This window comes from Serratia sp. TSA_7, assembly GCF_052692135.1.
In genome coordinates, this window is record NZ_JBQZFU010000001.1 from 73,205 (window position 1) to 96,411 (window position 23,207).

Here is a 23,207-nt window from a genome sequence, read left to right on the forward strand (position 1 = left end):
GCATTATTACGTCGATATTTTATCCCTGAAGCGATTGATCCTAAGCTTGAAAAAACTTTAGCCCATTGAAGAATATAACCAATGAGCAAAATGGACGCGCTGATTATCATTGGAGTGGTGCTGATGACCGCTCTCTGGATAGGTACGATGTTTAACCTCGGGGGTCTCGTCACCCGCTTTTCACGCTTATTCCACTGGATTGAAAGCCAGCGCTAACGCCCCCCCTACCGCATAATTCTCCAAAAAAAACCGCCTTGCGGCGGTTTGAATATTTCTCCCACTGGCTCAGTTCACCTGACACCAGTTATGCGGTTTCACGATACCGCCGTCCGGTGAGGTGTAGCCGATGCAGCCCAGTACGCTGTCGAACAGCTTCTCATGAAACACCGGCGTTTTGGCCTGTTGCAGCGCCTTCAACTGATTAAACGCTGCCTGGTGGTCGGGCTGGCTGAGGAACTTGTCGGATGCCCAGACCATGATGGGAACGGTACGCTGTTCCTTCGGCGCGTGATCGCGCGGGGTGCCGTGGAAATGCATATTTTCCGAGATCGACTCTCCGTGATCCGAAGCGTAAAACACGATGGCATTACGGTTACGTAGCTGATTGAACACTTGCTCAAGGAAATAATCGGTGTACAGCAAGCTGTTGTCGTAAGAGTTGATCATCTCCTCCGTAGAGCAGGCGTCATCAATGCCCTGGCACTCCGGCTTGTAACGGGCGAAAGCGCGAGGATAGCGTTCGGTATACATATAGTGCGAACCTTTGGTATGCAGAATGACCAAATGCTTGCCCTGCGGGTGACGGCCCAATGAATCCTGCAGCTCATCAATCAACGCCATGTCGTTCACCGGTTTGCCGACGTTGCGTTTTTCCGCCTGAATGCTTTCTCTCAGCGCATAATCGTCCGCCTGAGTTTTGTTATAGAACCAGGCTTCGCTTTGCATCGAAAACAACTCCGAGGAAAAGCCCTGTTTTTTCAGCACCGAAAAGACGTTCATTTCCTTCAGCGTCCGCTCAGGTTCTTCAGCAGCCCCCCCTTCCCGCACGAACATGCAACGCAAAGAGAGTTTGGTCGAGGTGTCGCAGGAATAACCCTGTAACACCGCCAGGTTGGTTTCCTTATCAAGGTAAGGCGTGTTGTCGCGCTGGTAGCCGTAAACGCCCATGTGATCACGTCTGGCGCTTTCACCAATCACAAACACCACATAGAGATCATTCACGTCTTTCGGCGGCTGATAGGTAAAATGCGCAGCCGGATCGAACAGATTACGGCTGTCTTCCGCCTGGCTGTAAGAGCTGTAGGTCAGCAGCCCCAATGCCGAAAGCCAGTTCGACGGTGAATAGCTACCGGCGACTACGCCGCCATAGCTGGCCATCAGCTGATTATTTTCGCGATCGTGGCGGTCCTGTACCTGCCCCATCAGCGTGAGCGGCAACCAGCAGCACACCCCGGCAGCCAGCATGATACCGCCCTTTTTAAACAACGTAGTCCAGTTACTGCGCTTCAGTGCAGCTTCGTGCATCGGCGCCAGCCAGATGAACAGCAGCGGCAACAAACTTATCAGCACCATCCACACGCCAAAATGCCAACCAACCGACTCTTTCGACAGATCAACATCGGTAGTCATCACCGCCGCCAGGATGCCGTAGCCGATATCGACGTGGAACAACACCATGTAATAGCTGGCAGCCACCGAGCTCAGAACCAGAAACGATGCCAGAACGCGGAACAGTCGACGCCCCAAAAACGAGATTAGCAGAGTGATAAAGCACACCAGACTAAAGGCCGCGACGACCTCAATGCCGATCGACAGTAAATTGTCGTAATTGAGTTGCTGATAACGGCGATAAAATATGGGGATATTGAGCAATACACCGAGATAAAACGCGATAAAGAAAGAGACCTGCAACTGGGTCCAACGTCGGAACTTCTGCATTATTGATACCATTCTCGCCAAAGTGAATTCATAACTGCTTACTGACACAGGTTGTAGTTGAGGGCAACGCGCTCATCCTGCTATTGAATGGTAATCTGACAGATAATTTGAGCCGACGTTGCTCCCGCGAGAAAATTTATCGTTGTTATACTGTAACAAACCGTGTGTAAAGGGGATTGCCCATCAAAAACCGAGCCGGGCTAGCCTGCGGCCAGGGTTGGCGAATGCTCAGCGTGCTTGCCACCTTTGGAACCGCCGCTCAAGAGTTTTGGCGCAAAGCCTGATGTTAATCAGCCCCCTACCCCCTTCCCATAATTCATCTTAGCAAGTTCAGATCCCCAAGCTGTTACATGAGGTTATTCCTAATTAGCCATCTAGATTGCCGCCGCCTATTGATAGGAATATTCTTATTACGTTATCGTTAACTTACCGCGAAGGCATGTACCTAAGTGGAATTTGCAGTATTTTATTTTTTAATGGCTTCTCAGCCCGCTTCGGGCGGCGCTTTAAAGTTCACCAGCGGTAAAAACACTATGATTGATTACTCTCTTTACGGTCTCGACGATAAAGACGTCGAGTTGTACCGTGAACAAATATACAACCTTGTCGGCAAGAGCGTAGTCCAGGTGCTCTTGTCCAACAGGCCCATCACCAAGCAAAGCATTCTCGCCCACTTGATCAAAGAGGTCGAAAGACAGCCCGAGGAATATTGCCAAAAGTTGCACAGAGCCGCCATCGAGGTCATTGGGGTTAACGGTCGTTAGCCGGGATATCAGCAGAAATCGGACCCGCACACCCTCTTCGCTATTCTGGTTGTTTTAACTTCGATGTCGGTAGCCAATGTAAACGCAGATAAAGTGCCGTTGCCTGGAGGGTGCTGATGGGGGCTAAGGTTTAGTTGTGGGGAAAACAATATCCGGCTACCGGAACGCCTTCAAATAGCCGGATATCGTCTTATATTGCGTGACGTAGCGGGTGTCAGGTTAAGCGATATACCCGGATGCCACATGTCGACAGCGTTGCTAGCCAGACCGATATTCAACCTGACGACACGCTATGGGCCAGCGCCGAAGAAAGATATTGAGCTCAATTTTTCAACTAGCTATCTAGCGGCATTCACCGGAGATCGCATTTTTCCCCTGCGGACAAACATCGGAACTTTGCGGAATAACGCCCAATATCGATCCAAAAGACCCTGAACACCCGGATAGCATTACAATAATTAATAAAAATAATCCCCCTCTCATACAACGCTCCTTCTCTTTTTACTCTCCGGTTATATATCACTTATCGCTAACCGTCTTAAAAAACTGCCAGATTTTATGAAAAATGCAGGTGCCCCCCCAGCATTTAGCCTTACGGTTCTCTTGCAGATGGCATCCGCGTTTCGAGCCGAAGCGCAATCCAGCGGTCGTCTGGAATGTTCATAAGCTTAGACGATTGGGAGCGGCCATCAGTGAAACTGGAGCGTTAACGTTGAAACAAGGTATGAACAGCATCCAGATAGTACCTGTGGTCGGCGGGCAGTAATTATTCAACGTCCACGCATAGAATAAAAACGATGTTAGGAAAGAGAATTTCAGGCACAAAAAAACCGCCTTCCGGCGGTCACGACATTACTGCATATTGCTTTGATTATTCTGGAATTATTTTCCCTGGTACCCGGGGCGGGACTTGAACCCGCACAGCCATAAGCCGAGGGATTTTAAATCCCTTGTGTCTACCGATTTCACCACCCGGGCTCGGGAAAATTGGAGGCGCGTTCCGGAGTCGAACCGGACTAGACGGATTTGCAATCCGCTACATAACCGCTTTGTTAACGCGCCTTAATTCTGCTGCCTTCTTCAGGCCAAAGCTCGTGAAACACCAGCTTTGTTTAATTTGGAGCGGGAAACGAGACTCGAACTCGCGACCCCGACCTTGGCAAGGTCGTGCTCTACCAACTGAGCTATTCCCGCATCAATCAGAACTTACTGATTTTTTTGCTATCTTTCGGCGATTCACCGCTGCCGTCTGATGCGATGCATTCTACTTACCTGACGTAATGAGTCAATAAAATTGTTGTCTCATTACGTTTGTTTGACGATTTTTGCAGCGCTTTGATCAGGGTTCAAGCAAATCTTTCCGGGCCGCGTTCAAATATTGGAACATTGACCAGAAAGTCAGCACCGCCGCGATGTACAACAGGCCGAAGGACGCATACTCAACGGTACGTTCCGGGCGCCACAGCAGCCCCACCAGCGACATCATTTGCGCCATGGTTTTGACTTTACCAATCCACGATACCGCCACGCTGCTGCGTTTACCGATCTCCGCCATCCACTCACGCAGCGACGAGATGATAATTTCACGGGCAATCATGGTCGCCGCAGGCAAGGTGATCCACCAGGTATGATAGTGCTCGGCTACCAGCACCAGCGCCACCGCCACCATCACTTTATCCGCTACCGGGTCGAGGAACGCCCCGAAACGGGTAGTTTGCTTCCAGCGACGGGCCAGGAATCCATCAAACCAGTCGGTTATGGCAGCAAATACAAAGATGACGGCGCAAACCATCGGAGCCCAGGTGAACGGCAGGTAAAATGCCAGAACAAAGAATGGGATCAGAACTACGCGAAACAGAGTAAGCCAAGTCGGTATATTCAATTGCATAATGCTACGGTAACTATCTGGCTGGAGTGGGAATTAAGAGTATGTTGCTACATTGCCCTCAGTGTTTCAATGCATTGTAGATCTTTTCTGCCAATGCTTGTGAAATACCCGGCACTTTTGCAATTTCCTCAACGCTGGCGTTCAATAATGGTTGAAGTCCACCCATATACTTCAACAGCACCTGTCGCCGTTTTGGCCCAACGCCATCGATCAGTTCCAACGCGCTGGTATTTCTAACTTTTGCCCTTCTCTGTCGGTGCCCGGTGATCGCATGGTTATGCGAATCATCGCGGATATGCTGGATCACATGCAGCGCCGGCGAATCCGAAGGCAGAGAAATCCCCTCACCCTCCGGTACAAAGAACAATGTTTCCAGGCCGGCTTTGCGATCTGCGCCTTTGGCGATACCAATCAACAAAGGTTTGTTTTTATCCCAGGTAACGTTCAGCGAGTTGAACACCTCGATCGCCATGCCAAGCTGGCCCTTACCGCCATCGATAAAAATAACGTCCGGAATTTTGTTCTCTTCCAGAGCTTTACCATAGCGTCGTTTCAGCACTTGCGCCATGGCGGCATAGTCATCCCCTGGCGTAATGCCGGCGATATTATAGCGCCGATATTCCGAACGCAGCGGTCCGTTGCCGTCGAAAACCACGCAGGAAGCGACGGTCTGCTCACCCATGGTGTGGCTGATGTCAAAGCATTCCATGCGGTTAATCTCGGAAAGATTCAGGATCTTCGTCAGTTCTGCCAACCGCTGATGAATCGTCGACTGTTGCGAAAGCTTGGTTGTCAACGCGGTCGCGGCGTTGGTACGCGCAAGTTTAAGGTAACGAGCACGATCGCCACGCGGTTTGCTTTGGATTTGAATCTTGCGACCAGCCAACTCGGAGAGCGACTCCGCCAACAGGTCTTTTTCGGGCAGATTGAAGTCTAGCAGGATTTCCGCTGGCAGAGTGCGAGCCTGGCTGCCCTGTAAATAAAACTGCCCGACAAAGGTCTGCACCACTTCACTCATCTCGGTCCCCCCCGGCACCTTCGGGAAGTAGCTGCGGCTGCCCAACACTTTGCCTTGGCGGATAAACAATACGTGCAAGCAGGCCATGCCTGCTTCAAACGCCACGCCTATCACGTCCAGATCGTCGCTATTGCCCGAAACGAACTGGCGCTCCGTCACACGCCGCACCGCCTGGATTTGATCGCGGATACGCGCTGCATCTTCGAAATTCAATGCCTTACTGGCATTTTCCATCCGTTCGATCAACTGATGCAACACCTGCTGATCCTTGCCTGACAGGAACAGGCGCACATAGTCTACCTGCTGTTGATATTCTTCCTCACTCACCAGTCCGGCGACGCAAGGCCCCAGGCAACGCCCGATCTGATACTGCAAGCAAGGGCGCGAGCGGTTGCGGTACACGCTGTTCTCGCACTGGCGTATCGGGAATAGCTTCTGCAACAGCGCTAATGTCTCGCGCACGGCATAAGAGTTGGGAAACGGGCCGAAGTATTCACCCTTGGCATGTTTAGCACCACGATGAACCGCCAACCGCGGATGACTGTCTGCGCTAAGGAAGATCAGCGGATAAGATTTATCGTCTCGCAAAAGAACATTATATCGCGGCTGGTATAACTTTATGTAGTTATGTTCCAGTAATAGCGCTTCTGTCTCGGTGTGCGTAACAGTTACATCTATTTGTGCGATATTTTTAACCAACGCCTCGGTTTTTCGGCTTCCCACCTGCTGGCGGAAATAACTGACGAGGCGTTTTTTCAGATCTTTGGCTTTACCGACGTAGATAACCGTACCAGTGGCGTCATACATACGGTAGACGCCGGGCTGGCTGGTTACGGTGCTTAAAAAAGCTTTGGCATCAAAACGGTCACTCACTGCTTAACAACGTCTCCGCATTGAACAATCCGTGTCGGATAGCCAGGTGTGTCAATTCGACGTCACCGCTGATATTCAGTTTACTGAACATACGATAACGGTAGCTGTTCACCGTTTTAGGACTGAGGTTCAGTTGTTCCGAGATCTCATTCACCTTTTTGCCTTTGGTGATCATCAGCATAATCTGCAGTTCACGTTCAGACAGGCAACTGAACGGGGTTTCCGTCTGCGGCTCCAGTTGGCTCAATGCCATCTGCTGGGCAATGTCCGATGCGATGTAGCGCTGGCCTGCCTGCACCGACCGGATAGCGTTAACCACATCCTGCGGCGCAGCCCCCTTACTCAGGTAGCCTGCGGCACCTGCCTGCATCACCTTGGCAGGCAATGGGTTTTCAGTATGAATAGTCAACATGATGACTTTAACGTCGGGCGCATAACGTACAATCTTGCGCGTAGCTTCCAGCCCGCCAATGCCCGGCATATTCATATCCATAAGAACGATATCTACAGCATTGCCACGGCACCATTTCACGGCGTCTTCACCGCACTGGGCCTCCCCGACAACTTTTATACCTTTGATATCTTCAAGAATGCGTCGTATCCCTGCGCGCACCAGTTCGTGGTCATCAACAAGAAGAACGCTAATCAAGGAAAAATCTCCAAAAAAAGGGAGTAACGCAATCAGCCTCTGTTATAGCCTGAGATATTACTTGTTTTTCGGCCAAGAATGAACACAGATTAATACTAACTCCCGATTAACTTTGCGAAACGGCGCTGATTTTTGAATTTTAGTCATCCGCCCAGCCCGATAAAGCCGTTCTCTGCGGCCCCCCCATAGCGGAAATATTAGTGGGTGTGATTCCTGCCTATGATACCGCGCCAGTCATAAAGCGCGGGTAAAATCAATGTAAGCAATAGCAACACAGATAATATTAACACGAATGCAATTGCGTTGTAATTCATTGAAATAAAACGAGACGATAACTGCCGTTCTGCTTCTCAGGAAAAAACGTCACGAAAGAAAATTATTCAGCAGAAAATTAGGTGCCAAAGAGCAAGGCAGCCACGTTGATAATTAGAATGGCCCTCATAAGTTGATAATAACATACCGGGTAAATACTTATTAACCCCAACGAAATAACTGTCACTTATTCTGTCCTCTTCCCGTTGCCGAACGGATGCCGGGGTATTGATTAATCCACTGCACGCCTGCGCTATAGCCCACAAACGATAACCGCCGCGTTAACACGCCGATAACCACTGAATGGCGCAGTTCCAGCGCTATCTGTGCAGATGGATATCGGATGCTATGCTATACTCCGCGCCCAGATAAATACGCATCTGCATGCCAGAGTGAATGAAATCGGTGCTGATGCGCATCAAAATGCATATTGTTTCAGGCTACGGCCCAAAAATCAGGAGAGAAAATGAGCAACGTTGACTTCACTACGTCTGCAAACCCGGAAACGCTGGCGACAGAAGTCGCCTGTCTTAAAGCAACGCTGACGCTGATCCTGAAATCGATCGGCCAGGCGGATGCCGGGAAAGTCATTATCAAAATGGAACGCTTTATCGCACAGATTGAAGACCCGGCTCAGGCCGAAATCTTTAAAAACAGTATCCAACAAATTAAGCACGCTTACCGTCAGTAAGCTGCCGTCCATCCGGCCTGCCATTCCCGCAGGCCCGTTTCCCTCACGATTTTCATGAGCAATTGATCTCCCACATTATTTCGGGCAGTGTATTTTTATTTACGCCAGAGAAACCTATGGGCATCCTCGTTAAAGCGTTGATCGGCGCTTTGGTCGTAGTCTTAATCGGCCTGCTGGCCAAAAGTCGCAGCTACTATATTGCCGGCCTGGTGCCGCTATTTCCCACCTTTGCACTGATTGCGCATTACATTGTCGGTAGCGAACGCTCGATCGAAGCGCTGCGAACCACGCTGATTTTCGGCATGTGGGCGGTTCTTCCCTATCTGGTGTATCTGATCTCGTTGTATTTGTTTATCAACAGCATGAGATTGTCTTGGGCGTTGGGTGCGGCGGTGTTGTGCTGGATTGCTGCAGCGTGGCTATTGATCACTCTGTGGGGATGGTGGCAAGGGCGCTGACTGCGCCCCGCCTGATTACGGTTTACCGGCCTGCAGCACAAAACCGCGTTGCATATCGCCCGCAATACGGAAGTAACGGCTCTCACCGGCGCGCAGCGTCATCGGTAACCGGCCGCTGGTATCGCGCCAGATGCACAGACTATTTTCGATCATGTCCTGCCCGATGCTAACTTCGTTATTCCCCACCGGCACTCGAAACTCGGCCTTTTCTTTTGCCGCCAGCGATGCCGCAAACTCCCCGTTGATATAAACCCCGGTGCGGCAACTCCCCGCCAGCATCCCGCTGTCACGCACCACCACCACCGTGGCATAAGGCGTTTGCGGCACATTCTGATAAAGCATCAATCGGCTGGGCGGCGGCAACTCAGCCTGTTGCGGCGGAACCGCCTGCGTGGCGCAGCCAGACAACAGTAAGGTTGTAATAAATAACGCGGCGTAATGCTTCATCCTGAGCTCCTAGAAAAAACCAATCTTCATAGTAGCAAGAGAATAGGCGGCAGCGCGCCATCAATAGAAAAATAGGATAACTTCCAGTGGGCTGGGGAGAAGTCCGACGTCAAACGAGTTTTCGCTGCCTATCGCGATGATGATCAAAGGACGTTCCGTCACACTAGGAAAATTCTTTGTTATTATATTGAAATAGATAAGGATTTTTGTAATCTATTTAGAATTTAACCATACGCTTCTTGATATCATCTTGAAAAATTCCACCCACATAGTTAAATCCATCCTCTGTGACATAAACTCGCGGGTAGCCGGTTTCCGACAGTCCAGTCAGCATGTATCCTCGGCTTATCATCTCTGGGGAAGGTGCATTCATCAGAGTAAGAAAACCTCGCCCCCGACACCACTGATAAAAACGGGTACGGCCATAACCAAAGGCATCACCAACCTCGGAGAGGTTTCTAAATCGATCATAATCAACTGATAATGAAGGTAAATTATCGTTATCTTTAGGTATTTCAGGTTTATTCAACAAATAAGACTCCCTTATTCACGCCTTCATCATCATGAAAATCATTTATCGCTCCTGAATCTAAAAAATTTATAGGTGAATTGCAATCGCATTACTGGCCATTCGAATAATAGTTTTAATTCTGTATGGATTTAAAAGTTGGATAAACCTGCACAAATCAAGTGACCTTTTTTCCCAACCCCTACCGCAGCTAAAAATAAACCACACCTCTTAGGTAAAAATCCTATAAATATACCGGACATAAAATCAGAAAAAACTTAGTATCGACACTATAACCAAAAAATATTATTGCTTTATTACTCGTTTTCGCCATTACCATTTACCTGCACAACCCATACCCCTGCATGCCAAAATGAAAATGATTTGCATGAGCGGCATTATATTCCGGGCCTAGCGCACTGCCGAAAAAGCCACATCCCTCTTCGAACAGCGCTTTCAGATAACTTCCCGCAGTGCTTTGCTCCGGCCAGTCGCGCAATATTGTCAGCCGTTGACCATTCGCCAGACGAAAACCGGCAATATCCCAAGCCTCCGCAGTGGCATGCTCACTGAGCCTTCCCACTGGTCGATGATAGATATTGCGACAAGCGTAGCTGCCAAGATGGTCAATACGCGCCAGCCTCACGCCAAACTGCCGTTGTGCCTGCGGCGCGGCGATTTGCCCAACGAACATTGCGCTGCTCAGCGCCAGCGGGCAACTGGCAAGAAAACTGGAACTGAGGCGTACCTCACCAAAATTTTGCACCCGCACCGGCGCAACCAGCGGACATTTGCCCTGGCTGTCGCCAGGCAGGCTAAAAGCGATACGCCCCGCGTCCCTTGCCTGAGTCAAAATGGCCATGCAAGCCACAGGAGCATTGGCCAACAACCGCAGTTTAAGGCGCGTGACCAGGGTTGGGGGATCGTCCAGCGTTAAAGGAGAGAAAGGATGATAGCCTGGGGGTAAATAACGGCTTGCCCAGGGCAGCAGCATAGCCAGCGCCAGTAATACCGAAAGTAAAACGAGCGTACGTCGCATGCCATTCACCCCCTAAACCCAAAACCTCAGCACTTACCCACAGCATTATCGGCTGCGACTTTAAAGCCACATAATAGGCTTCGCCAGCGTAACCTCAATCTTACCTAAACAATAATTATTATCATTTCCAATTTTAACATCATTTTATTACACTCCTGCCTTGCCTTGTCTAGGATGATTCTTAGCACGTGTATTTAGGACGACAGAAAGAGTTAGGGAGACCATGAAGACGTATAATTTTTTGATTATTTTGCCATTCTTGACACTGACCGCTTGCACCCAATGGGAAAAACCCGGTGCTGGCAACGCCACCCGCGATGCGGAATATGCCGAATGCAAAGGCAAGGGGTATGAACGTTTTCCACCAGATATGGTGAGAGATTTTGAGTTTGCCTACGAAAACCAATACAAAAGCTGTAAAAAAGACAAGAAGGATTGTCCAGAAGGCTACCGTTACGAAAAACAACCCTCGTTCAAAACGGTACAGAATGATCGCAATGAGGCCGCCCGCTCGGCGACCATCGAAGCCTGCATGTATGGCAAAGGCTGGCACGAGAAAACCTATTACTGGCCACAGTACTGACAAAGCGGGCAACGGGTTCGGCATGCCGAACCCTGTAACCCTGCCTGCAACCGGAAGTTATTGATCGTCGCCGTGTGGCATGCCAGCCTTCGGTTTAGACTTATTTCTCTCTGGCTTTTTATCCTTTGTGGCCGACAGAGCACGACCAATCAGCCATAACAACAACGGCATCAGCAACAGACATAGTGCCAGCGTAATCAGTGCATTTGTCATCCTTTGCCCACCCGAACTCTCTGGTTATTATGCCTGAGTGTAGCATGCTTATCCGTCGCTCTCGGTGCGGCCCAGCCGAGCCAGCGTTTCTGTTCTGGCCGGCGTCAATGGGATCCGGGGGGCCATCAACGGCCAACCAAAAAGGTGACGTGCCGCCGTCGCGCAAATCTTGCCCTGACAGGCTCCCATACCGCAGCGGCTGCCCAGCTTGGCCGCCGACCAGCCAGAGAACTCGCAGACCTGCCCCAACGGCACATCCTCGCAGCGGCACAGCAGCGTGTCAGGCATCGCCAGTGTTTTCAGCGCAGGGTTTAGCATAAAAGCGCGCTCTACCGTTCCAGCGAAATGCCGCCACTTATCACGCTGCCCCATTAATGCTTGCGCCTGTTCCATATTCCCGGTTGCGGCATAACCGGCGATGGCTCCCTCGGCTAGAGCCAACTCACTGCCGCCAACGCCGGTACAGTCTCCGGCGGCATAAATCTGCGGCAGACTGGTTTGCTGCCACTCGTCCACAGCGACCCTGTGATTGGAAATGCGGCACCCCAAATGCATTGCCAGCTCAATATTTGCCACCAGTCCAAAACCGCAGGCCAACCGATCGCAAGGCAGCATCGCCACTCTCCTGCCTTGCTGAACCCTCACCGCTTCCAGCCGTTGCCCACCCAACGCCGCCAGCACATAGCTGTCAGGGCGATAACGGCGATGCAGCAGAGTCAATGACTGATGTAGCTTTGTCGGCCAGCGCCACAGCCCGCTGGCGAACCCCGCCAACCGCCGAGCAGACGCTTGTTCCGCCAGCAACACCACGTCACCACCGGCTTTGGTAACGCTATCGGCCACCGCCAGCAGCAACGGCCCACTGCCGGCAATGGCCACCCGTTCCCCTTTAATTTGCAGCCCCTGTTTTATCTGTGCCTGCAACCCACCGGCACCGGTCACCCCAGGCAAGGTCCAGCCGGGAAACGGCAACAGAAGCTCCCGCGCACCGCAGCACAAGATCAAGCGTTGATAATCGACGAGTCCACTACCCACAGCACTCTCATAGAGGATTTGCTGCCGCCCGCAATGGGCCACGATTTTGACGGCGTTAAGCAACGTCACGTTATTCAGCGCCCCAACCGCCTGCCGATACTGCTGCGCAAGTACCGGCAACATTACTCCCGGCCCATCGCGCCAAATTTGTCCACCTGGGTTAGGGTTATCGTCAAGCATCAACACCGACTGGCCGCTTTGTGCAGCGGTGCAAGCTGCGGCTAACCCGGCAGGCCCTGCGCCGATAATCAGCACGTCGCACGCGAGGTTACTCATCATTGATCCTCTCAATATGCATCCCAGGCTGACACAGGGTCTGGCACGCCAACCGACGCAGACCGTTCACCGTGACACGACACTCCTGGCAAATACCCATGCCGCAAAACGGCGCTCGCGGTAGCCGACAGACCGAGTAACGGCAGCGATCCTGCCCGCTCAGGCTAAGCGCTGCTGCCACGCTGCAACCCTCAGGCACGTGCAGGCTTTCACCATCAATTGTTAGCATCAGCAAACTCAGTTCTTCGCTCATACCGACAACGCCTCGCTAAACACCCGTGCAGCAAGATAGGGAGTATCGTCAATCGCCGGCCGGTGATGCTGGATCTGCGCCGCAATCAGTGCGGCGCTGCCTAACGCGGTCGTCACCCCCAACCCCTCATGTCCCAATGCCAACCATAACCAGCGATGTTGCGGGTGCGGCCCCAATAGCGGTAAACCATCGGCCGAAGCGGCGCGCAGACCTGTCCAGCAACGGATAATATTCAGTTGCGCCAGCGCGGGTAAAAATGCCTCCGCGCGCATCAGCATTGCCGCCAGCAGCGGCAAGTCGATATCGGCGTCGGGTGAATCAAATTGTCGCGAAGAACCAATCAGCAGTTGGCCTGTTGGGCGCGCCTGAACGTTAAATGCCACTGAAGTGCCGCCGCTGGCATGTGCGCTGGCACCATAACCTAATTCAACCAATTGGTGGCGCACCCTCTGCGGGTAACGATCGGTGATCGCCAAGTGCCCTTTTTTGGCTTTCAGCAACGGCTGCGCCAACAACCTATCGGCCTGCAAGCCGCAGGCAAGCACCACTGCAGGGGCCGTCAGGCGCTTACCGCTGGCCAGCACCACCGCTTGTTCCTCCAGCATGACCACCTCATCAGCAATCACCCTGATTGCCGACCCGGCATCAACCTGTAACCATCGGGCGACGTTGGGCGCATAGACAATGCCGTCGCCCGGCACCTGCAACCCACCCGCCAGACCGGGCCGCAGCATGGGCTCAAGACGAGCAATCTGCGCAGCACTGAGCGCCTCGCTATGCACGCCATACTCCGCCATTCGCCGCTGCTTTAGTTCGGCAATAGCCATCTCGCCTTCCCGCTCTGCCAGCCATAGCGTGCCGCAACCGCGCCAGGCACAACTCTCCGGCATGCGCTCCAGCACCCCGCGCCACAGTTGTAGCGAATAAGCGCTCAAGGCCAATTCAGCGGGATTATCGTCCATACAGACCAGGTGCCCCATGCCTGCTGCCGTCGCACCGGGGCGCTGATTATCCACCAATAACACCTGATGCCCTTCCTGTGCCAGCCGCCAGGCACAGGCTGCACCGATAATGCCGGCGCCTACCACTATCGCCTCTGCGCACCTGCCGACGGCCATCACCGTATTCCCCAGGCGAAGGGGTCACGCTCATCCAGCAGCAACCGGCTGTCGGCGCAAATGTAAGCTTGCCCGCGAATAAAAGGGATTACGCGATCGCCATTGCGCCGGTAATAGCCGCTGAACTCACTGCCAATCACGCTAGCCTGGCGCCAGACTTCATCCGGAGGCAATTTGCCGTCGGCCGCCAGGCAAGCCAACTTGGCGCTGGTGCCGGTACCGCAGGGCGAACGGTCATAGGCCTTGCCGGGGCATAGCACGAAGTTGCGGCTGTCAGCCTGCGGGTCGGCGGCGAACAGTTCAATATGATCGATAACACCGCCGTCTTCCCCATAAACGCCCGCCAGCTCCAGCGCCTGCCGTACCGCCCAGCAGAAGGCGGTAAGCGCCTCCAGATTTTGCGTAGTAATGGCAAGAGGATGTTCGGCAACCAGGAAAAACCAGTTCCCCCCCCAGGCAATATCGCCCGTCACGACGCCATAGTCCTTCACCTCGACCGCCACCTGTCGGCGATAACGGTAGGCGGGCACGTTTTCCACCGTGACGCTGCCGTCCTGGTGCAGCGTGGCATTGACCGTACCGACAGGGGTTTCAATCAAATGCTCCCCGGCGCTGATCCGCCCCAGATAAGCCAACGAGGCGACCAGCCCGATAGTGCCGTGGCCGCACATGCCCAGATAGCCGGCATTGTTGAAGAAAATCACCCCGGCGGCGGCCTGCGGTGAACAAGGTTGGCACAACAATGCCCCAACCAGCACATCATTGCCGCGAGGCTCCAGAATGACGGCGCAGCGCCAGTCGTCATACTGCTGTGCAAACAATGCCTTGCGTTCCGCCATACTGCCGCTGCCCAGATCGGGGAATCCTTCGATAATCAATCGGGTGGGTTCCCCGCCGGTGTGGGAATCGATTGCCCGCAGTCCGGTGAAATGCGAAGAAAGTGCCATCGGAGCCTCCTGGGTTAATGACATGTTACCGATAGCCTTAGCCTGACCGAATACGCCGACGGCGGCTTGATGCATTTCGGCGCGGCAAATGCAGAAATCAGCACAATGCCCGCAGCGGCGTTTACCCGACCTCGCACAGCTCCGTTTCGAATGCCATAAGAATGACTTATTTATCATTATGTTATTGATGTGCTATTTCTAAAACTGCGAGGTGGCAGCCGTTTTATTTGCTAAAAACCGATCTGCAAAAAGAAAAAGTATGCGGCAATGCGCATATTTGGCAGCTGCGCTTGAAAAGTTATCAGAAAGTTAATATTGATTAACGGCGCCAAGAATGGCCTGCCCGAACCGCCTCAGGTTCGGTGTCAAACAGCGGGAAAAGGTATTGCTATGCGATTAGCCCATGACCATCAGGTTGTTACTCCTCCCCAGCCCGTTATTGATGAGCAGGAAGATGACGTATTCGCCGTAGAACAGCTGTCCCGCCTGTGCGATGGCCTGGCGCAACAGCGCCCCAACAACCTGCACGAATTGCTGAATTCGCTGGCGCTGATCGCCCCGCTGCTCAACGCCATCCCCAACGTGGTGTTCTTTATCAAGGACGCGCAGGCGCGTTACCTGTTGGCCAACCTGACGCTGGCCAAGCGCTGTGGTTTCAAAACCGTCATGCCATTGCTGGGAAAAACCTCAGCGGACGTCTTTCCCGCGCAGCTTGGCTCAGGTTACACCGAGCAGGATCTCCGGGTGTTGCGCCACGGGGTGCTGATTCAGGATCAGTTGGAAATGCATCTGTATAACGGTCGGGAAACCGGCTGGTGCCTGACACAAAAACTGGCGCTGTATGACGCGCAAGGCAAAATCATTGGCATGGCGGGCATCTCGCATGACCTGCAGGAGGCCAAAGCCAATCACCCGGCCTATCAACGGCTGGCGGCCATCGACGTCTATATTCGCCAGCATTACGCCCGGCCGATCGCCCTCGAGGAGCTAACAACGCTCACCGCTCTTTCCGTGGCGCAGATCGAACGCTACTGCAAACGCATTTTTCACCTCACGCCACGCCAGATGATCCACAAGGTTCGGCTGGAAAAAGCGACCGAATTGCTGGCCGGTGATTTACCCATCACCGACATTGCCCTGCAGTGCGGCTATACCGATCACAGCGCTTTCAGCCGTCAGTTCAAGTCGATGACCGGCTTGACCCCTCGCGATTTCCGGCTAACGATAATCCCTTAACCGGCTGATATTACTCCCCCTGCTCTCTTTTCTCGGCGGAAGAACCCTCAGGTTTTTTGCCGCCCGATGATCTGCGTTACTGTGCCAATTTCGTCGTGGCATTCGGCGAAAACCGTCAAGCCCCTGCGAACAATACAGGTCAATCTGTGGTTGGATTTCACCAAGAGTTCACCATCGATTAACAAACTTGGACGACAGGATAAACACTATGAGTCATAAAGCCATTAAATGGAGCGGCGTGTTCCCGGCGGTCAGCACCCAGTTTCGCAGTGATTTCTCTCTGGATCTCGACGCCACTCATACGGTAATCAAAAATCTGGTCAAGGACGGCGTTTCAGGTCTGGTGGTGTGCGGCACCGTCGGCGAAAACACGTCATTGACGGTACAGGAAAAGTTGTCGGTCATTGAGGTAGCGCGGGATGCGGCCCAGGGCCAGGTGCCGGTGATCGCCGGCATAGCCGAATTCACCACCGCCTTTGCGCGCAATATGGCACGCGAAGCGCAAAAAGCCGGTGTCGACGGCATTATGGTGATGCCTGCACTGGTTTACTCCGCCAAACCCCACGAAACTGCCGCACACTTTCGCAGCGTCGCCACCGCCACCGATCTGCCGATCATGGTCTACAACAACCCACCCATTTACAAAAACGACGTAACGCCCGACATCCTGACCTCGCTGGTCGACTGTGAAAATATCGTGTGTTTCAAAGACTCTTCCGGCGACACCCGCCGCTTTATCGATCTACGCAACGAGGTTGGCGATCGTTTTGTCCTGTTCGCCGGGTTGGATGACGTGGTGCTGGAAAGCATCGCCGTCGGGGCCGAAGGCTGGATATCCGGGATGTCCAACGCCTTCCCACGTGAGGGAGAAACGCTGTTCCGCCTGGCGAAGCAAAAGCGCTTTGAAGAAGCGTTGTCGCTATACCGCTGGTTTATGCCGCTGCTGCACCTCGATGCGCGGCCGGATCTGGTGCAGTGCATCAAACTGTGTGAAGAGCTGGTGGGCCGCGGCAGCGCAGTTACCCGTCCCCCACGCCTGGCGCTGCAAGACGACACGTTGGCGGAAGTCACGGCAGTGATCAAAAAAGCGCTGGCAACCCGCCCCGAACTGCCGGACGTCGGCCTGTAATCGCCACCTTCGCCCGGCCGTCTGCCGGGCACTCTCATTTTCCTGACGGGGGATACATGCCCAACATCTATACCATCAGCGGCCAACAGTTTATCGGCGGCGAACGCCGTGCCAGCGGAGAAGCTACGCTGGTCAGCCTGCGTGCCGATAACGGCCAGCCAACCGGCCATCGCTTCCATCAGGCCACCGCCGCTGAAGCCGCAGCCGCAGCCGAGGCCGCCGCGCAGGCCTTCACCGCATATTCGCAAATCGCCGCCGAGCGCCGGGCGGCGTTTCTTGATGCCATTGCCGATCAGTTGGACGCGCTGGAGGAGGATTTCTTCGCATTCGCCATGCAGGAAACCGCCCTGCCATTGGTTCGCCTGAGCGGTGAGCGCGCCAGAACCAGCGGTCAGATGCGGTTATTCGCCACTCTGTTGCGTCGCGGCGATATGCATGGCGCACGCATAGACTGCGCCCTGCCGCAGCGAGCGCCATTACCGCGCCCGGATCTGCGGCAGTATCGCACCGCTATCGGCCCGGTAGCGGTGTTCGGCGCCAGCAACTTTCCGCTGGCGTTCTCCACTGCTGGCGGTGACACGGCGGCCGCGTTGGCTGCGGGTTGCCCGGTCGTGTTCAAGGCGCACGGCGGTCATATGATCACCGCAGAGCTAACCGCGCAGGCGATTGAACGGGCCCGAGAACAACTGCAAATCCCGGCAGGGGTGTTCAACATGATTTACGGCGATCGCATTGGCGCAGAGTTGGTGCAACACCCGGCAATTCAGGCAGTGGGCTTTACCGGTTCGCTGCGGGGTGGCAGAGCCTTGTTCGATCTGGCCATGTGCCGCCCGCAGCCTATTCCGGTATTCGCGGAAATGTCGAGCATTAACCCGCTGATCGTGATGCCCCAGGCTCTGGCCCGGCGTGGGCAGAAAATCGCACAGGAACTGGTTGCCTCATTCACTCTGGGGTGCGGCCAGTTCTGCACCAAGCCAGGGTTGATTCTCGGCCTACAGGGCGCAGCATTCCGTCAGCTGATTCACGAGTTAAACACCCAGATAAATGTTGCCGCACCCCAGCCTATGCTGAATGCCGACACGCTGACGCATTACCGCAATGGATTAAAAGCGCTCGAAGAGACGCCGGGTATCCGCCATCTGGCCGGCAACCGCGAGCAGCAACCGCATCTGGCCGCACCGCAACTGTATCAGGCCGACGTCAATCTGTTGCTGAGCGGCAACCCTCTGCTTCAGGAGGAAGTCTTTGGCCCGGTGGCGATCCTGGTGGCAGTGGAAGACAACCGTCAACTGGCTGCCGTGCTGGAAAGCCTGCAAGGGCAACTGACCGCCACCCTGCTGGCCGACGAAGATGATCACGCCGATGCGGCGCCGTTGGCTCAACGGCTGGTGCACAAGGCCGGGCGAGTGCTGTTCAACGGGTATCCCACCGGGGTAGAGGTCTGTGACGCCATGGTGCACGGTGGCCCTTATCCGGCAACCAGCGATGTACGCGGCACGTCGGTAGGCACGCTGGCCATCGAACGTTTCCTGCGCCCGGTCTGCCTGCAGAATTACCCGGCGGCGTTACTGCCTCCGCCGTTGCAAGACAGCAACCCACTTGGCCTGTTACGGCTGGTTAACGGCATTTATACCCGGGATCCCATTACTTTATCTGCCAATGACTAGCCAGGCCGTATCTGCATGCCATCAAATAACAAAAGGGTAACCCTATGACAACCCAAGGCAAATTCAAGAAGCAGCTTACGCTCACCGATCTGACGTTTATCGGTCTGGGCGCTATATTTGGTTCCGGCTGGCTGTTCGCCGCCAGCCACGTCTCTTCCATTGCCGGCCCGGCGGGCATCTACTCCTGGCTTATCGGCGGCCTGGCCGTTTTACTGCTCGGTATCGTCTATTGTGAACTGGGTGCGGCACTGCCGCGCGCCGGTGGCATCATCCGTTATCCGGTATTTTCCCACGGCGAGCTGATGGGCTATCTGTTGGGGTTTATCACCCTGATCGCCTTCTCCAGCCTGATATCGATTGAGATCGTCGCCGCCCGCCAATACGCCGCCGCCTGGTTTCCCTTTTTGAGCCAACCCGGCTCCGGCGACCCGACGCTATTCGGCTGGGGGATACAGCTAGTGCTGCTGTGCTTCTTCTTCGCCCTTAACTACTACAGCGTCAAAACCTTTGCCAAATCCAATAACCTGATCAGCGTGATTAAATTCATGGTGCCGCTGTTGGTGATCGTGGTGCTGTTCAACTTCTTCAAACCCGAAAATTTGTACAGTCAAGGCTTTGCCCCCTTTGGTTCCGCCGGGGTGGAAGCAGCCATTTCGGCGGGCGGGATTATCTTCGCGTATCTCGGCCTGACGCCGATTATCTCGGTCGCCAGCGAGGTGCAAAACCCTCAACGTACGATTCCCATCGCGCTGATCCTGTCTGTGGTACTGTCCACCATCATCTACGTGCTGTTGCAGGTGGCTTTCCTCGGCAGCATTCCCAGCGAGATGCTTAGCGGGGGTTGGGCCGGTATCAGCCAGCAATTCTCACTGCCTTATCGCGATATCGCCATCACGCTGGGCATGGGTTGGCTGGCGTTCCTGGTGGTGAGCGATGCGATTATCTCGCCGAGCGGCACCGGCAATATCTATATGAATGCCACGCCACGGGTGATCTACGGTTGGGCGCGCGCCGGGACCTTCTTTAAAATTTTTACCCGCGTCGACGGGGCGTCCGGCATTCCGCGCCCCGCGCTGTGGCTAACCTTTGGTCTGTCGATCTTCTGGACGCTGCCCTTCCCCTCTTGGGAGAAGCTGATCGGCGTAGTATCCGCCGCGCTGGTACTGAGTTACGCCATTGCGCCCGTCACCGCCGCCGGCCTGCGGCGTAATGCGCCGGACCTGCATCGGCCGTTCTTCGTGAGGGGCTTTTGCGTACTCGGCCCGGTGTCATTCATCATATCGGCACTCATCGTCTACTGGTCCGGCTGGAACACCGTTTCCTGGCTGCTAGGCCTGCAGATCCTGATGTTCGTGGTTTATATCCTGTTCAAAAACAAGGTGCCCACCCATGCCGTCAGCCTCCGGCAGCAGATTTGGTCCTCACTGTGGCTGATCGGTTTCTACGCGCTGATTATTGTGGCGTCTTATCTCGGTAGCTTTGGCGGTATCAACGCCATCGGTCACCCGTGGGATACCCTGACGGTGGCGGTCATTGCGCTGGTGATCTACTACTGGGGTGCCTATACCTGTTTGCCCAAGGCGAATTTCGACGGTGATGAAGAAGAGTAACCGCAAAGGAGAAATCTCATGACGCAAACCCAGACGCTATCGCTGAGCGAGGCCTATCATCTCGCGCTGCGTGCACTGCGCAGCAACGGTTTCAGCCTTGAACATGCTGATGCCGTCGCACAGAATGTGACCGCCGGCGAACGTGATGGCTGCGCCTCGCACGGCTTGTACCGGGTGCTTGGCTGCGTACGCTCGCTACTGGCCGACAAGGTGTCCGCCGACGCCGTTCCGATGCTTATCGACAGCGCTCCGGCGATCCTGCGGGTGAACGCCAACGACGGCTTTTCACTGCTGGCTTATCGCCGCGCACTCCCAGCTTTTGTCGACAAAGTGCGCACTAACGGCATAGCGGCGTTGGCCATTAACCACTGTGTACATTTTTCCGCCCTGTGGGCCGATATTGAACCCTTAACCGATCAAGGGCTGGTGGCGCTGGCTTGCACGCCCAGCCATGCCTGGGTTACCCCCGCCGGGGGAACCCGCCCGTTGTTCGGCACCAACCCTATCGCCTTTGGCTGGCCGCGTCCGCAGCGCCCGCCGTTTATCTTCGATATGGCCACCAGCGCCGCGGCACGTGGCGAAATCGAGCTGCACCACCGCGCCGGCACGCCGCTGCCGGAAGGATGGGGTATTGATGAACAGGGGCAACCCTCAACCGATCCGGCCAGCGTGTTGCAGGGCGCGATGCTGACCTTTGGCGGCCATAAGGGATCTGCGCTGGCAGCGATGGTTGAACTGCTTGCCGGACCATTGATTGGCGATATGACCAGTAAGGAATCGCTGGCCTACGATCGGCAGAGCGGCTCCTCCCCTTATGGCGGCGAACTGATTATCGCCATGGATCCCGAACGTTTTATGGGGGCCGACAGCGCGGTTCACTTTGCCAGAGCGGAAGCCTTGTTCGCCGATATGTCCGGGCAAGGGGCACGTATTCCAGGGGAGCGGCGTTTTCAGATGCGGCAATACAGCGAGCAACACGGCGTGACCTTGCCGCTGGCGCTGTATGAAGAAATTGTGGCCCTCTGCCGCTAAATGATACAGGCCCGCAAACTGAGCTGCGGGCCTGATTTAACCAATTATCTGACAACCATGACCGAGATATTGGCGTGGCGCACAATAGCCGCAGCGTTAGATCCCAGCAAGTAGGTTTTCACGCTCGGGCGGCGCGAACCGATGATGATCAAATCCGCTTTGATTTCCTCAGCCAATTCCAGCACCTGATCGCGCGGGGAGCCAAAGCTGATGGTGTAATCCAGACGCTCCAGTGGAATATCAATTTCCGACATGATTTTCTTGAGCTTATCGACCGCTTTTACTTCCGCCTGATTCTCAAACTCCTTGATGCCAAACGAATAGGCGGTAACGAACGCCGAGGCATCCGGCAACGCGTGGAAGAAATGCACTTTGGCTCCGGAGATTTTCGCCAGGTACTCGACATTCTTCAACGCATGCTCCGTCAGCAGATCTTCTTCAATATCTATCGGCACTAGTATGGTCTTGTACATATTACATCCCTTCTATGTAAACCTTGGTGCCTATAGGGTACTGCCGGGAGAATGGTGCGTGAACCGCTTTCTCGTGCTTTTGTGATCGCCGGTAACTCCTGGCCGGGATAATTGGTTATTTAACAAAATATAAACATAGCGAGGTTAACAGCTAGTCGATTAATTATTGCAATATCAGTTAAATGAGTTGCAAATACACCGCTTTCGCCGTGGCGGCAGTTTTATTGGCAACTGACAATTTTTTAATCGAATTACCGATGTGAAAATTCACCGTTCTTTCACTCAACCCCATAAGCATGGCAATTTCCTCTGAGGTTTTGCCTTCGCTGCACCAGCGTAAAATATCCTTTTCACGCAACGTCAACACGTCTTTGATCGCCTCGTCGTTCACCGATATTAATGCTTCGCGCAACGTTTTATGAGTAATCTGCGCTAACCACAGGAAAAAGGTTTCGTTACGCGCACCGGCCTCCGGCGACTGCTCAGGGATTTTTTTGCCGGCAAAGGTGAGAATGCCCAACCGACCGTAGCAGTCCTTGATTGACTGTGACCAACCTTCACGGATACCGAACTGTGCCATACGCCACCACAGTTCCGGTTTATCTTGATAGAACTCTTCGTCCCAATGAAACTGCAGCGTGGAATGATGGGCCTGATCGATAACCGGGTCCTGCAAATACACCCGCAGCTTGCGGTAGTCCTCCAGGTATTCTGCAGGATAATTTCCCTCTATCAGCATTTTGGGTCGGCTGGCCGGGTAGCAGGAAAACACAATGTAGGAATAGTACTCAAAGCCCAGTGCCTGGGCGCAGGGTTCCAGACGACGTAAAAAAAGCTCGCGGTCGTGCACACTGTCGAGTAAAGCGTCCATCAAAGGCTGAATGCGGTTATCCATAAAAACACGTTCTCCAGAAAGCTGGGCCGGCAATCGATAAGTAACATTAACTATAGTGTGGCTCCCTGGCTACAACAGCCGTTTCATAGTATAAAAAATACAATGGCTATAACAAAAAAAGCTATCATCACCTCTATAGCTAATAAATAACGCGT

23 protein-coding genes and 3 tRNA genes are annotated in these 23,207 nt (G+C 53.9%); 10 read left to right on the forward strand and 16 right to left on the reverse strand.

Annotated features, from left to right (window positions below; translation table 11 throughout):
• The first annotated feature begins 81 nt into the window (after nt 1-81).
• Nucleotides 82-216 (forward strand): hypothetical protein, encoded by a 135-nt coding sequence (locus ACUTQW_RS00390; RefSeq protein ID WP_006324626.1) that lies wholly within the window; start codon nt 82-84, stop codon nt 214-216.
• Nucleotides 217-285: 69 nt separating this feature from the next.
• Here ACUTQW_RS00390 and eptB read toward each other — a convergent pair whose 3' ends face one another.
• Nucleotides 286-1,938, reverse strand: coding sequence for a kdo(2)-lipid A phosphoethanolamine 7''-transferase (gene eptB, locus ACUTQW_RS00395; protein WP_006324625.1), 1,653 nt, complete (start codon nt 1,936-1,938; stop codon nt 286-288).
• A 449-nt stretch (nt 1,939-2,387) separates the two neighbouring features.
• Between eptB and ACUTQW_RS00400 the strand changes: the two genes are divergently transcribed.
• Nucleotides 2,388-2,702 (forward strand): hypothetical protein, encoded by a 315-nt coding sequence (locus ACUTQW_RS00400; RefSeq protein ID WP_006324624.1) that lies wholly within the window; start codon nt 2,388-2,390, stop codon nt 2,700-2,702.
• An 892-nt stretch (nt 2,703-3,594) separates the two neighbouring features.
• Here ACUTQW_RS00400 and ACUTQW_RS00405 read toward each other — a convergent pair.
• The 6 genes from ACUTQW_RS00405 to uvrY form a co-directional block, all read right to left on the reverse strand.
• Nucleotides 3,595-3,680: transfer RNA gene (locus ACUTQW_RS00405), tRNA-Leu, on the reverse strand.
• Nucleotides 3,681-3,690: 10 nt separating this feature from the next.
• Nucleotides 3,691-3,764 (reverse strand) — tRNA-Cys (locus ACUTQW_RS00410).
• Nucleotides 3,765-3,820: 56 nt separating this feature from the next.
• Nucleotides 3,821-3,896, reverse strand: a tRNA-Gly gene (locus tag ACUTQW_RS00415).
• A 145-nt stretch (nt 3,897-4,041) separates the two neighbouring features.
• Nucleotides 4,042-4,590, reverse strand: coding sequence for a CDP-diacylglycerol--glycerol-3-phosphate 3-phosphatidyltransferase (gene pgsA, locus ACUTQW_RS00420; protein WP_004942945.1), 549 nt, complete (start codon nt 4,588-4,590; stop codon nt 4,042-4,044).
• A gap of 58 nt (nt 4,591-4,648) precedes the next feature.
• Nucleotides 4,649-6,481 (reverse strand): excinuclease ABC subunit UvrC, encoded by a 1,833-nt coding sequence (gene uvrC / locus ACUTQW_RS00425; RefSeq protein WP_006324623.1) that lies wholly within the window; start codon nt 6,479-6,481, stop codon nt 4,649-4,651.
• The gene (uvrY, locus tag ACUTQW_RS00430; RefSeq protein WP_004942941.1) at nt 6,474-7,130 is read right to left on the reverse strand and encodes a UvrY/SirA/GacA family response regulator transcription factor; all 657 of its coding nucleotides are present in this window, start codon (nt 7,128-7,130) and stop codon (nt 6,474-6,476) included. Before uvrY ends, uvrC begins: the two co-directional genes overlap by 8 nt.
• A 778-nt stretch (nt 7,131-7,908) precedes the next feature.
• On the opposite strand from uvrY, the gene ACUTQW_RS00435 reads away from it, so the two are divergent.
• Nucleotides 7,909-8,133, forward strand: coding sequence for a DUF2594 family protein (locus ACUTQW_RS00435; protein ID WP_004942939.1), 225 nt, complete (start codon nt 7,909-7,911; stop codon nt 8,131-8,133).
• A 116-nt stretch (nt 8,134-8,249) separates the two neighbouring features.
• The gene (locus ACUTQW_RS00440) at nt 8,250-8,591 is read left to right on the forward strand and encodes a GlpM family protein (protein ID WP_006324621.1); all 342 of its coding nucleotides are present in this window, start codon (nt 8,250-8,252) and stop codon (nt 8,589-8,591) included.
• Between the two features lie 15 nt (nt 8,592-8,606).
• On the opposite strand, the gene ACUTQW_RS00445 is transcribed toward ACUTQW_RS00440, so the two are convergent.
• From ACUTQW_RS00445 to ACUTQW_RS00455, 3 genes are all read right to left on the reverse strand, one after another.
• Nucleotides 8,607-9,038: a hypothetical protein gene (locus ACUTQW_RS00445; RefSeq protein WP_006324620.1), complete on the reverse strand. Its 432-nt coding sequence runs from the start codon at nt 9,036-9,038 to the stop codon at nt 8,607-8,609.
• Nucleotides 9,039-9,255: 217 nt separating this feature from the next.
• On the reverse strand, nt 9,256-9,567 hold the full coding sequence (locus ACUTQW_RS00450) for a hypothetical protein (protein ID WP_172458743.1): 312 nt from the start codon (nt 9,565-9,567) through the stop codon (nt 9,256-9,258).
• Nucleotides 9,568-9,886: 319 nt separating this feature from the next.
• Entirely contained in the window at nt 9,887-10,585 is a 699-nt protein-coding gene (locus tag ACUTQW_RS00455; protein ID WP_020438821.1) for an extensin-like domain-containing protein, read from the reverse strand.
• Between the two features lie 223 nt (nt 10,586-10,808).
• On the opposite strand from ACUTQW_RS00455, the gene ACUTQW_RS00460 reads away from it, so the two are divergent.
• The gene (locus ACUTQW_RS00460) at nt 10,809-11,168 is read left to right on the forward strand and encodes a hypothetical protein (protein WP_004942932.1); all 360 of its coding nucleotides are present in this window, start codon (nt 10,809-10,811) and stop codon (nt 11,166-11,168) included.
• Nucleotides 11,169-11,429: 261 nt separating this feature from the next.
• Here the strand turns inward: ACUTQW_RS00460 and ACUTQW_RS00465 are convergent, their stop codons facing one another.
• From ACUTQW_RS00465 to ACUTQW_RS00480, 4 genes are read right to left on the reverse strand one after another with little or no spacing between them, the layout of a single operon-like run.
• Nucleotides 11,430-12,692, reverse strand: coding sequence for an NAD(P)/FAD-dependent oxidoreductase (locus ACUTQW_RS00465; protein WP_006324617.1), 1,263 nt, complete (start codon nt 12,690-12,692; stop codon nt 11,430-11,432).
• Nucleotides 12,685-12,945 (reverse strand): (2Fe-2S)-binding protein, encoded by a 261-nt coding sequence (locus ACUTQW_RS00470; protein WP_004942928.1) that lies wholly within the window; start codon nt 12,943-12,945, stop codon nt 12,685-12,687. Before ACUTQW_RS00470 ends, ACUTQW_RS00465 begins: the two co-directional genes overlap by 8 nt.
• Entirely contained in the window at nt 12,942-14,063 is a 1,122-nt protein-coding gene (locus tag ACUTQW_RS00475; protein WP_006324616.1) for an NAD(P)/FAD-dependent oxidoreductase, read from the reverse strand. Before ACUTQW_RS00475 ends, ACUTQW_RS00470 begins: the two co-directional genes overlap by 4 nt.
• Nucleotides 14,063-15,010, reverse strand: a complete 948-nt coding sequence (locus ACUTQW_RS00480) for a 4-hydroxyproline epimerase (protein ID WP_004942924.1) — start codon at nt 15,008-15,010, stop codon at nt 14,063-14,065. The genes ACUTQW_RS00475 and ACUTQW_RS00480 overlap by 1 nt, the downstream gene beginning before the upstream one ends.
• Nucleotides 15,011-15,400: 390 nt before the next feature.
• On the opposite strand from ACUTQW_RS00480, the gene ACUTQW_RS00485 reads away from it, so the two are divergent.
• The 5 genes from ACUTQW_RS00485 to ACUTQW_RS00505 all read left to right on the forward strand — a co-directional run bounded on the left by ACUTQW_RS00485 (nt 15,401) and on the right by ACUTQW_RS00505 (nt 21,684).
• Entirely contained in the window at nt 15,401-16,246 is an 846-nt protein-coding gene (locus tag ACUTQW_RS00485) for an AraC family transcriptional regulator (RefSeq protein ID WP_004942921.1), read from the forward strand.
• Nucleotides 16,247-16,454: 208 nt separating this feature from the next.
• Nucleotides 16,455-17,375, forward strand: a complete 921-nt coding sequence (locus ACUTQW_RS00490; RefSeq protein ID WP_006324615.1) for a dihydrodipicolinate synthase family protein — start codon at nt 16,455-16,457, stop codon at nt 17,373-17,375.
• 56 nt (nt 17,376-17,431) lie between these two features.
• On the forward strand, nt 17,432-19,042 hold the full coding sequence (locus tag ACUTQW_RS00495) for an aldehyde dehydrogenase (NADP(+)) (protein WP_037432644.1): 1,611 nt from the start codon (nt 17,432-17,434) through the stop codon (nt 19,040-19,042).
• Between the two features lie 44 nt (nt 19,043-19,086).
• Complete coding sequence (locus tag ACUTQW_RS00500; RefSeq protein WP_006324613.1) at nt 19,087-20,652, forward strand: APC family permease; 1,566 nt, start codon at nt 19,087-19,089, stop codon at nt 20,650-20,652.
• Between the two features lie 18 nt (nt 20,653-20,670).
• Nucleotides 20,671-21,684, forward strand: coding sequence for an Ldh family oxidoreductase (locus ACUTQW_RS00505; protein WP_006324612.1), 1,014 nt, complete (start codon nt 20,671-20,673; stop codon nt 21,682-21,684).
• A gap of 44 nt (nt 21,685-21,728) precedes the next feature.
• Here the strand turns inward: ACUTQW_RS00505 and ACUTQW_RS00510 are convergent, their stop codons facing one another.
• Together ACUTQW_RS00510 and ACUTQW_RS00515 are read right to left on the reverse strand one after the other, a co-directional pair.
• Nucleotides 21,729-22,157: a universal stress protein gene (locus tag ACUTQW_RS00510; protein WP_004942906.1), complete on the reverse strand. Its 429-nt coding sequence runs from the start codon at nt 22,155-22,157 to the stop codon at nt 21,729-21,731.
• A gap of 178 nt (nt 22,158-22,335) precedes the next feature.
• The gene (locus ACUTQW_RS00515) at nt 22,336-23,052 is read right to left on the reverse strand and encodes an autoinducer binding domain-containing protein (protein ID WP_006324611.1); all 717 of its coding nucleotides are present in this window, start codon (nt 23,050-23,052) and stop codon (nt 22,336-22,338) included.
• Between the last annotated feature and the right edge of the window lie 155 nt (nt 23,053-23,207).

Bases quoted from the DNA above. Each gene is read 5' to 3' on its own strand.
- ACUTQW_RS00445 (WP_006324620.1), bottom strand. From the start codon at position 9,038: ATGAAGCATTACGCCGCGTTATTTATTACAACCTTACTGTTGTCTGGC.
- ACUTQW_RS00470 (WP_004942928.1), bottom strand. From the start codon at position 12,945: ATGAGCGAAGAACTGAGTTTGCTGATGCTAACAATTGATGGTGAAAGC.
- ACUTQW_RS00500 (WP_006324613.1), top strand. From the start codon at position 19,087: ATGACAACCCAAGGCAAATTCAAGAAGCAGCTTACGCTCACCGATCTG.
- ACUTQW_RS00475 (WP_006324616.1), bottom strand. From the start codon at position 14,063: ATGGCCGTCGGCAGGTGCGCAGAGGCGATAGTGGTAGGCGCCGGCATT.
- eptB (WP_006324625.1), bottom strand. From the start codon at position 1,938: ATGCAGAAGTTCCGACGTTGGACCCAGTTGCAGGTCTCTTTCTTTATC.
- ACUTQW_RS00505 (WP_006324612.1), top strand. From the start codon at position 20,671: ATGACGCAAACCCAGACGCTATCGCTGAGCGAGGCCTATCATCTCGCG.
- pgsA (WP_004942945.1), bottom strand. From the start codon at position 4,590: ATGCAATTGAATATACCGACTTGGCTTACTCTGTTTCGCGTAGTTCTG.
- ACUTQW_RS00490 (WP_006324615.1), top strand. From the start codon at position 16,455: ATGAGTCATAAAGCCATTAAATGGAGCGGCGTGTTCCCGGCGGTCAGC.
- ACUTQW_RS00485 (WP_004942921.1), top strand. From the start codon at position 15,401: ATGCGATTAGCCCATGACCATCAGGTTGTTACTCCTCCCCAGCCCGTT.
- ACUTQW_RS00435 (WP_004942939.1), top strand. From the start codon at position 7,909: ATGAGCAACGTTGACTTCACTACGTCTGCAAACCCGGAAACGCTGGCG.
- ACUTQW_RS00390 (WP_006324626.1), top strand. From the start codon at position 82: ATGAGCAAAATGGACGCGCTGATTATCATTGGAGTGGTGCTGATGACC.
- ACUTQW_RS00460 (WP_004942932.1), top strand. From the start codon at position 10,809: ATGAAGACGTATAATTTTTTGATTATTTTGCCATTCTTGACACTGACC.
- ACUTQW_RS00465 (WP_006324617.1), bottom strand. From the start codon at position 12,692: ATGAGTAACCTCGCGTGCGACGTGCTGATTATCGGCGCAGGGCCTGCC.
- ACUTQW_RS00440 (WP_006324621.1), top strand. From the start codon at position 8,250: ATGGGCATCCTCGTTAAAGCGTTGATCGGCGCTTTGGTCGTAGTCTTA.
- ACUTQW_RS00495 (WP_037432644.1), top strand. From the start codon at position 17,432: ATGCCCAACATCTATACCATCAGCGGCCAACAGTTTATCGGCGGCGAA.
- ACUTQW_RS00510 (WP_004942906.1), bottom strand. From the start codon at position 22,157: ATGTACAAGACCATACTAGTGCCGATAGATATTGAAGAAGATCTGCTG.
- ACUTQW_RS00455 (WP_020438821.1), bottom strand. From the start codon at position 10,585: ATGCGACGTACGCTCGTTTTACTTTCGGTATTACTGGCGCTGGCTATG.
- ACUTQW_RS00515 (WP_006324611.1), bottom strand. From the start codon at position 23,052: ATGGATAACCGCATTCAGCCTTTGATGGACGCTTTACTCGACAGTGTG.
- ACUTQW_RS00480 (WP_004942924.1), bottom strand. From the start codon at position 15,010: ATGGCACTTTCTTCGCATTTCACCGGACTGCGGGCAATCGATTCCCAC.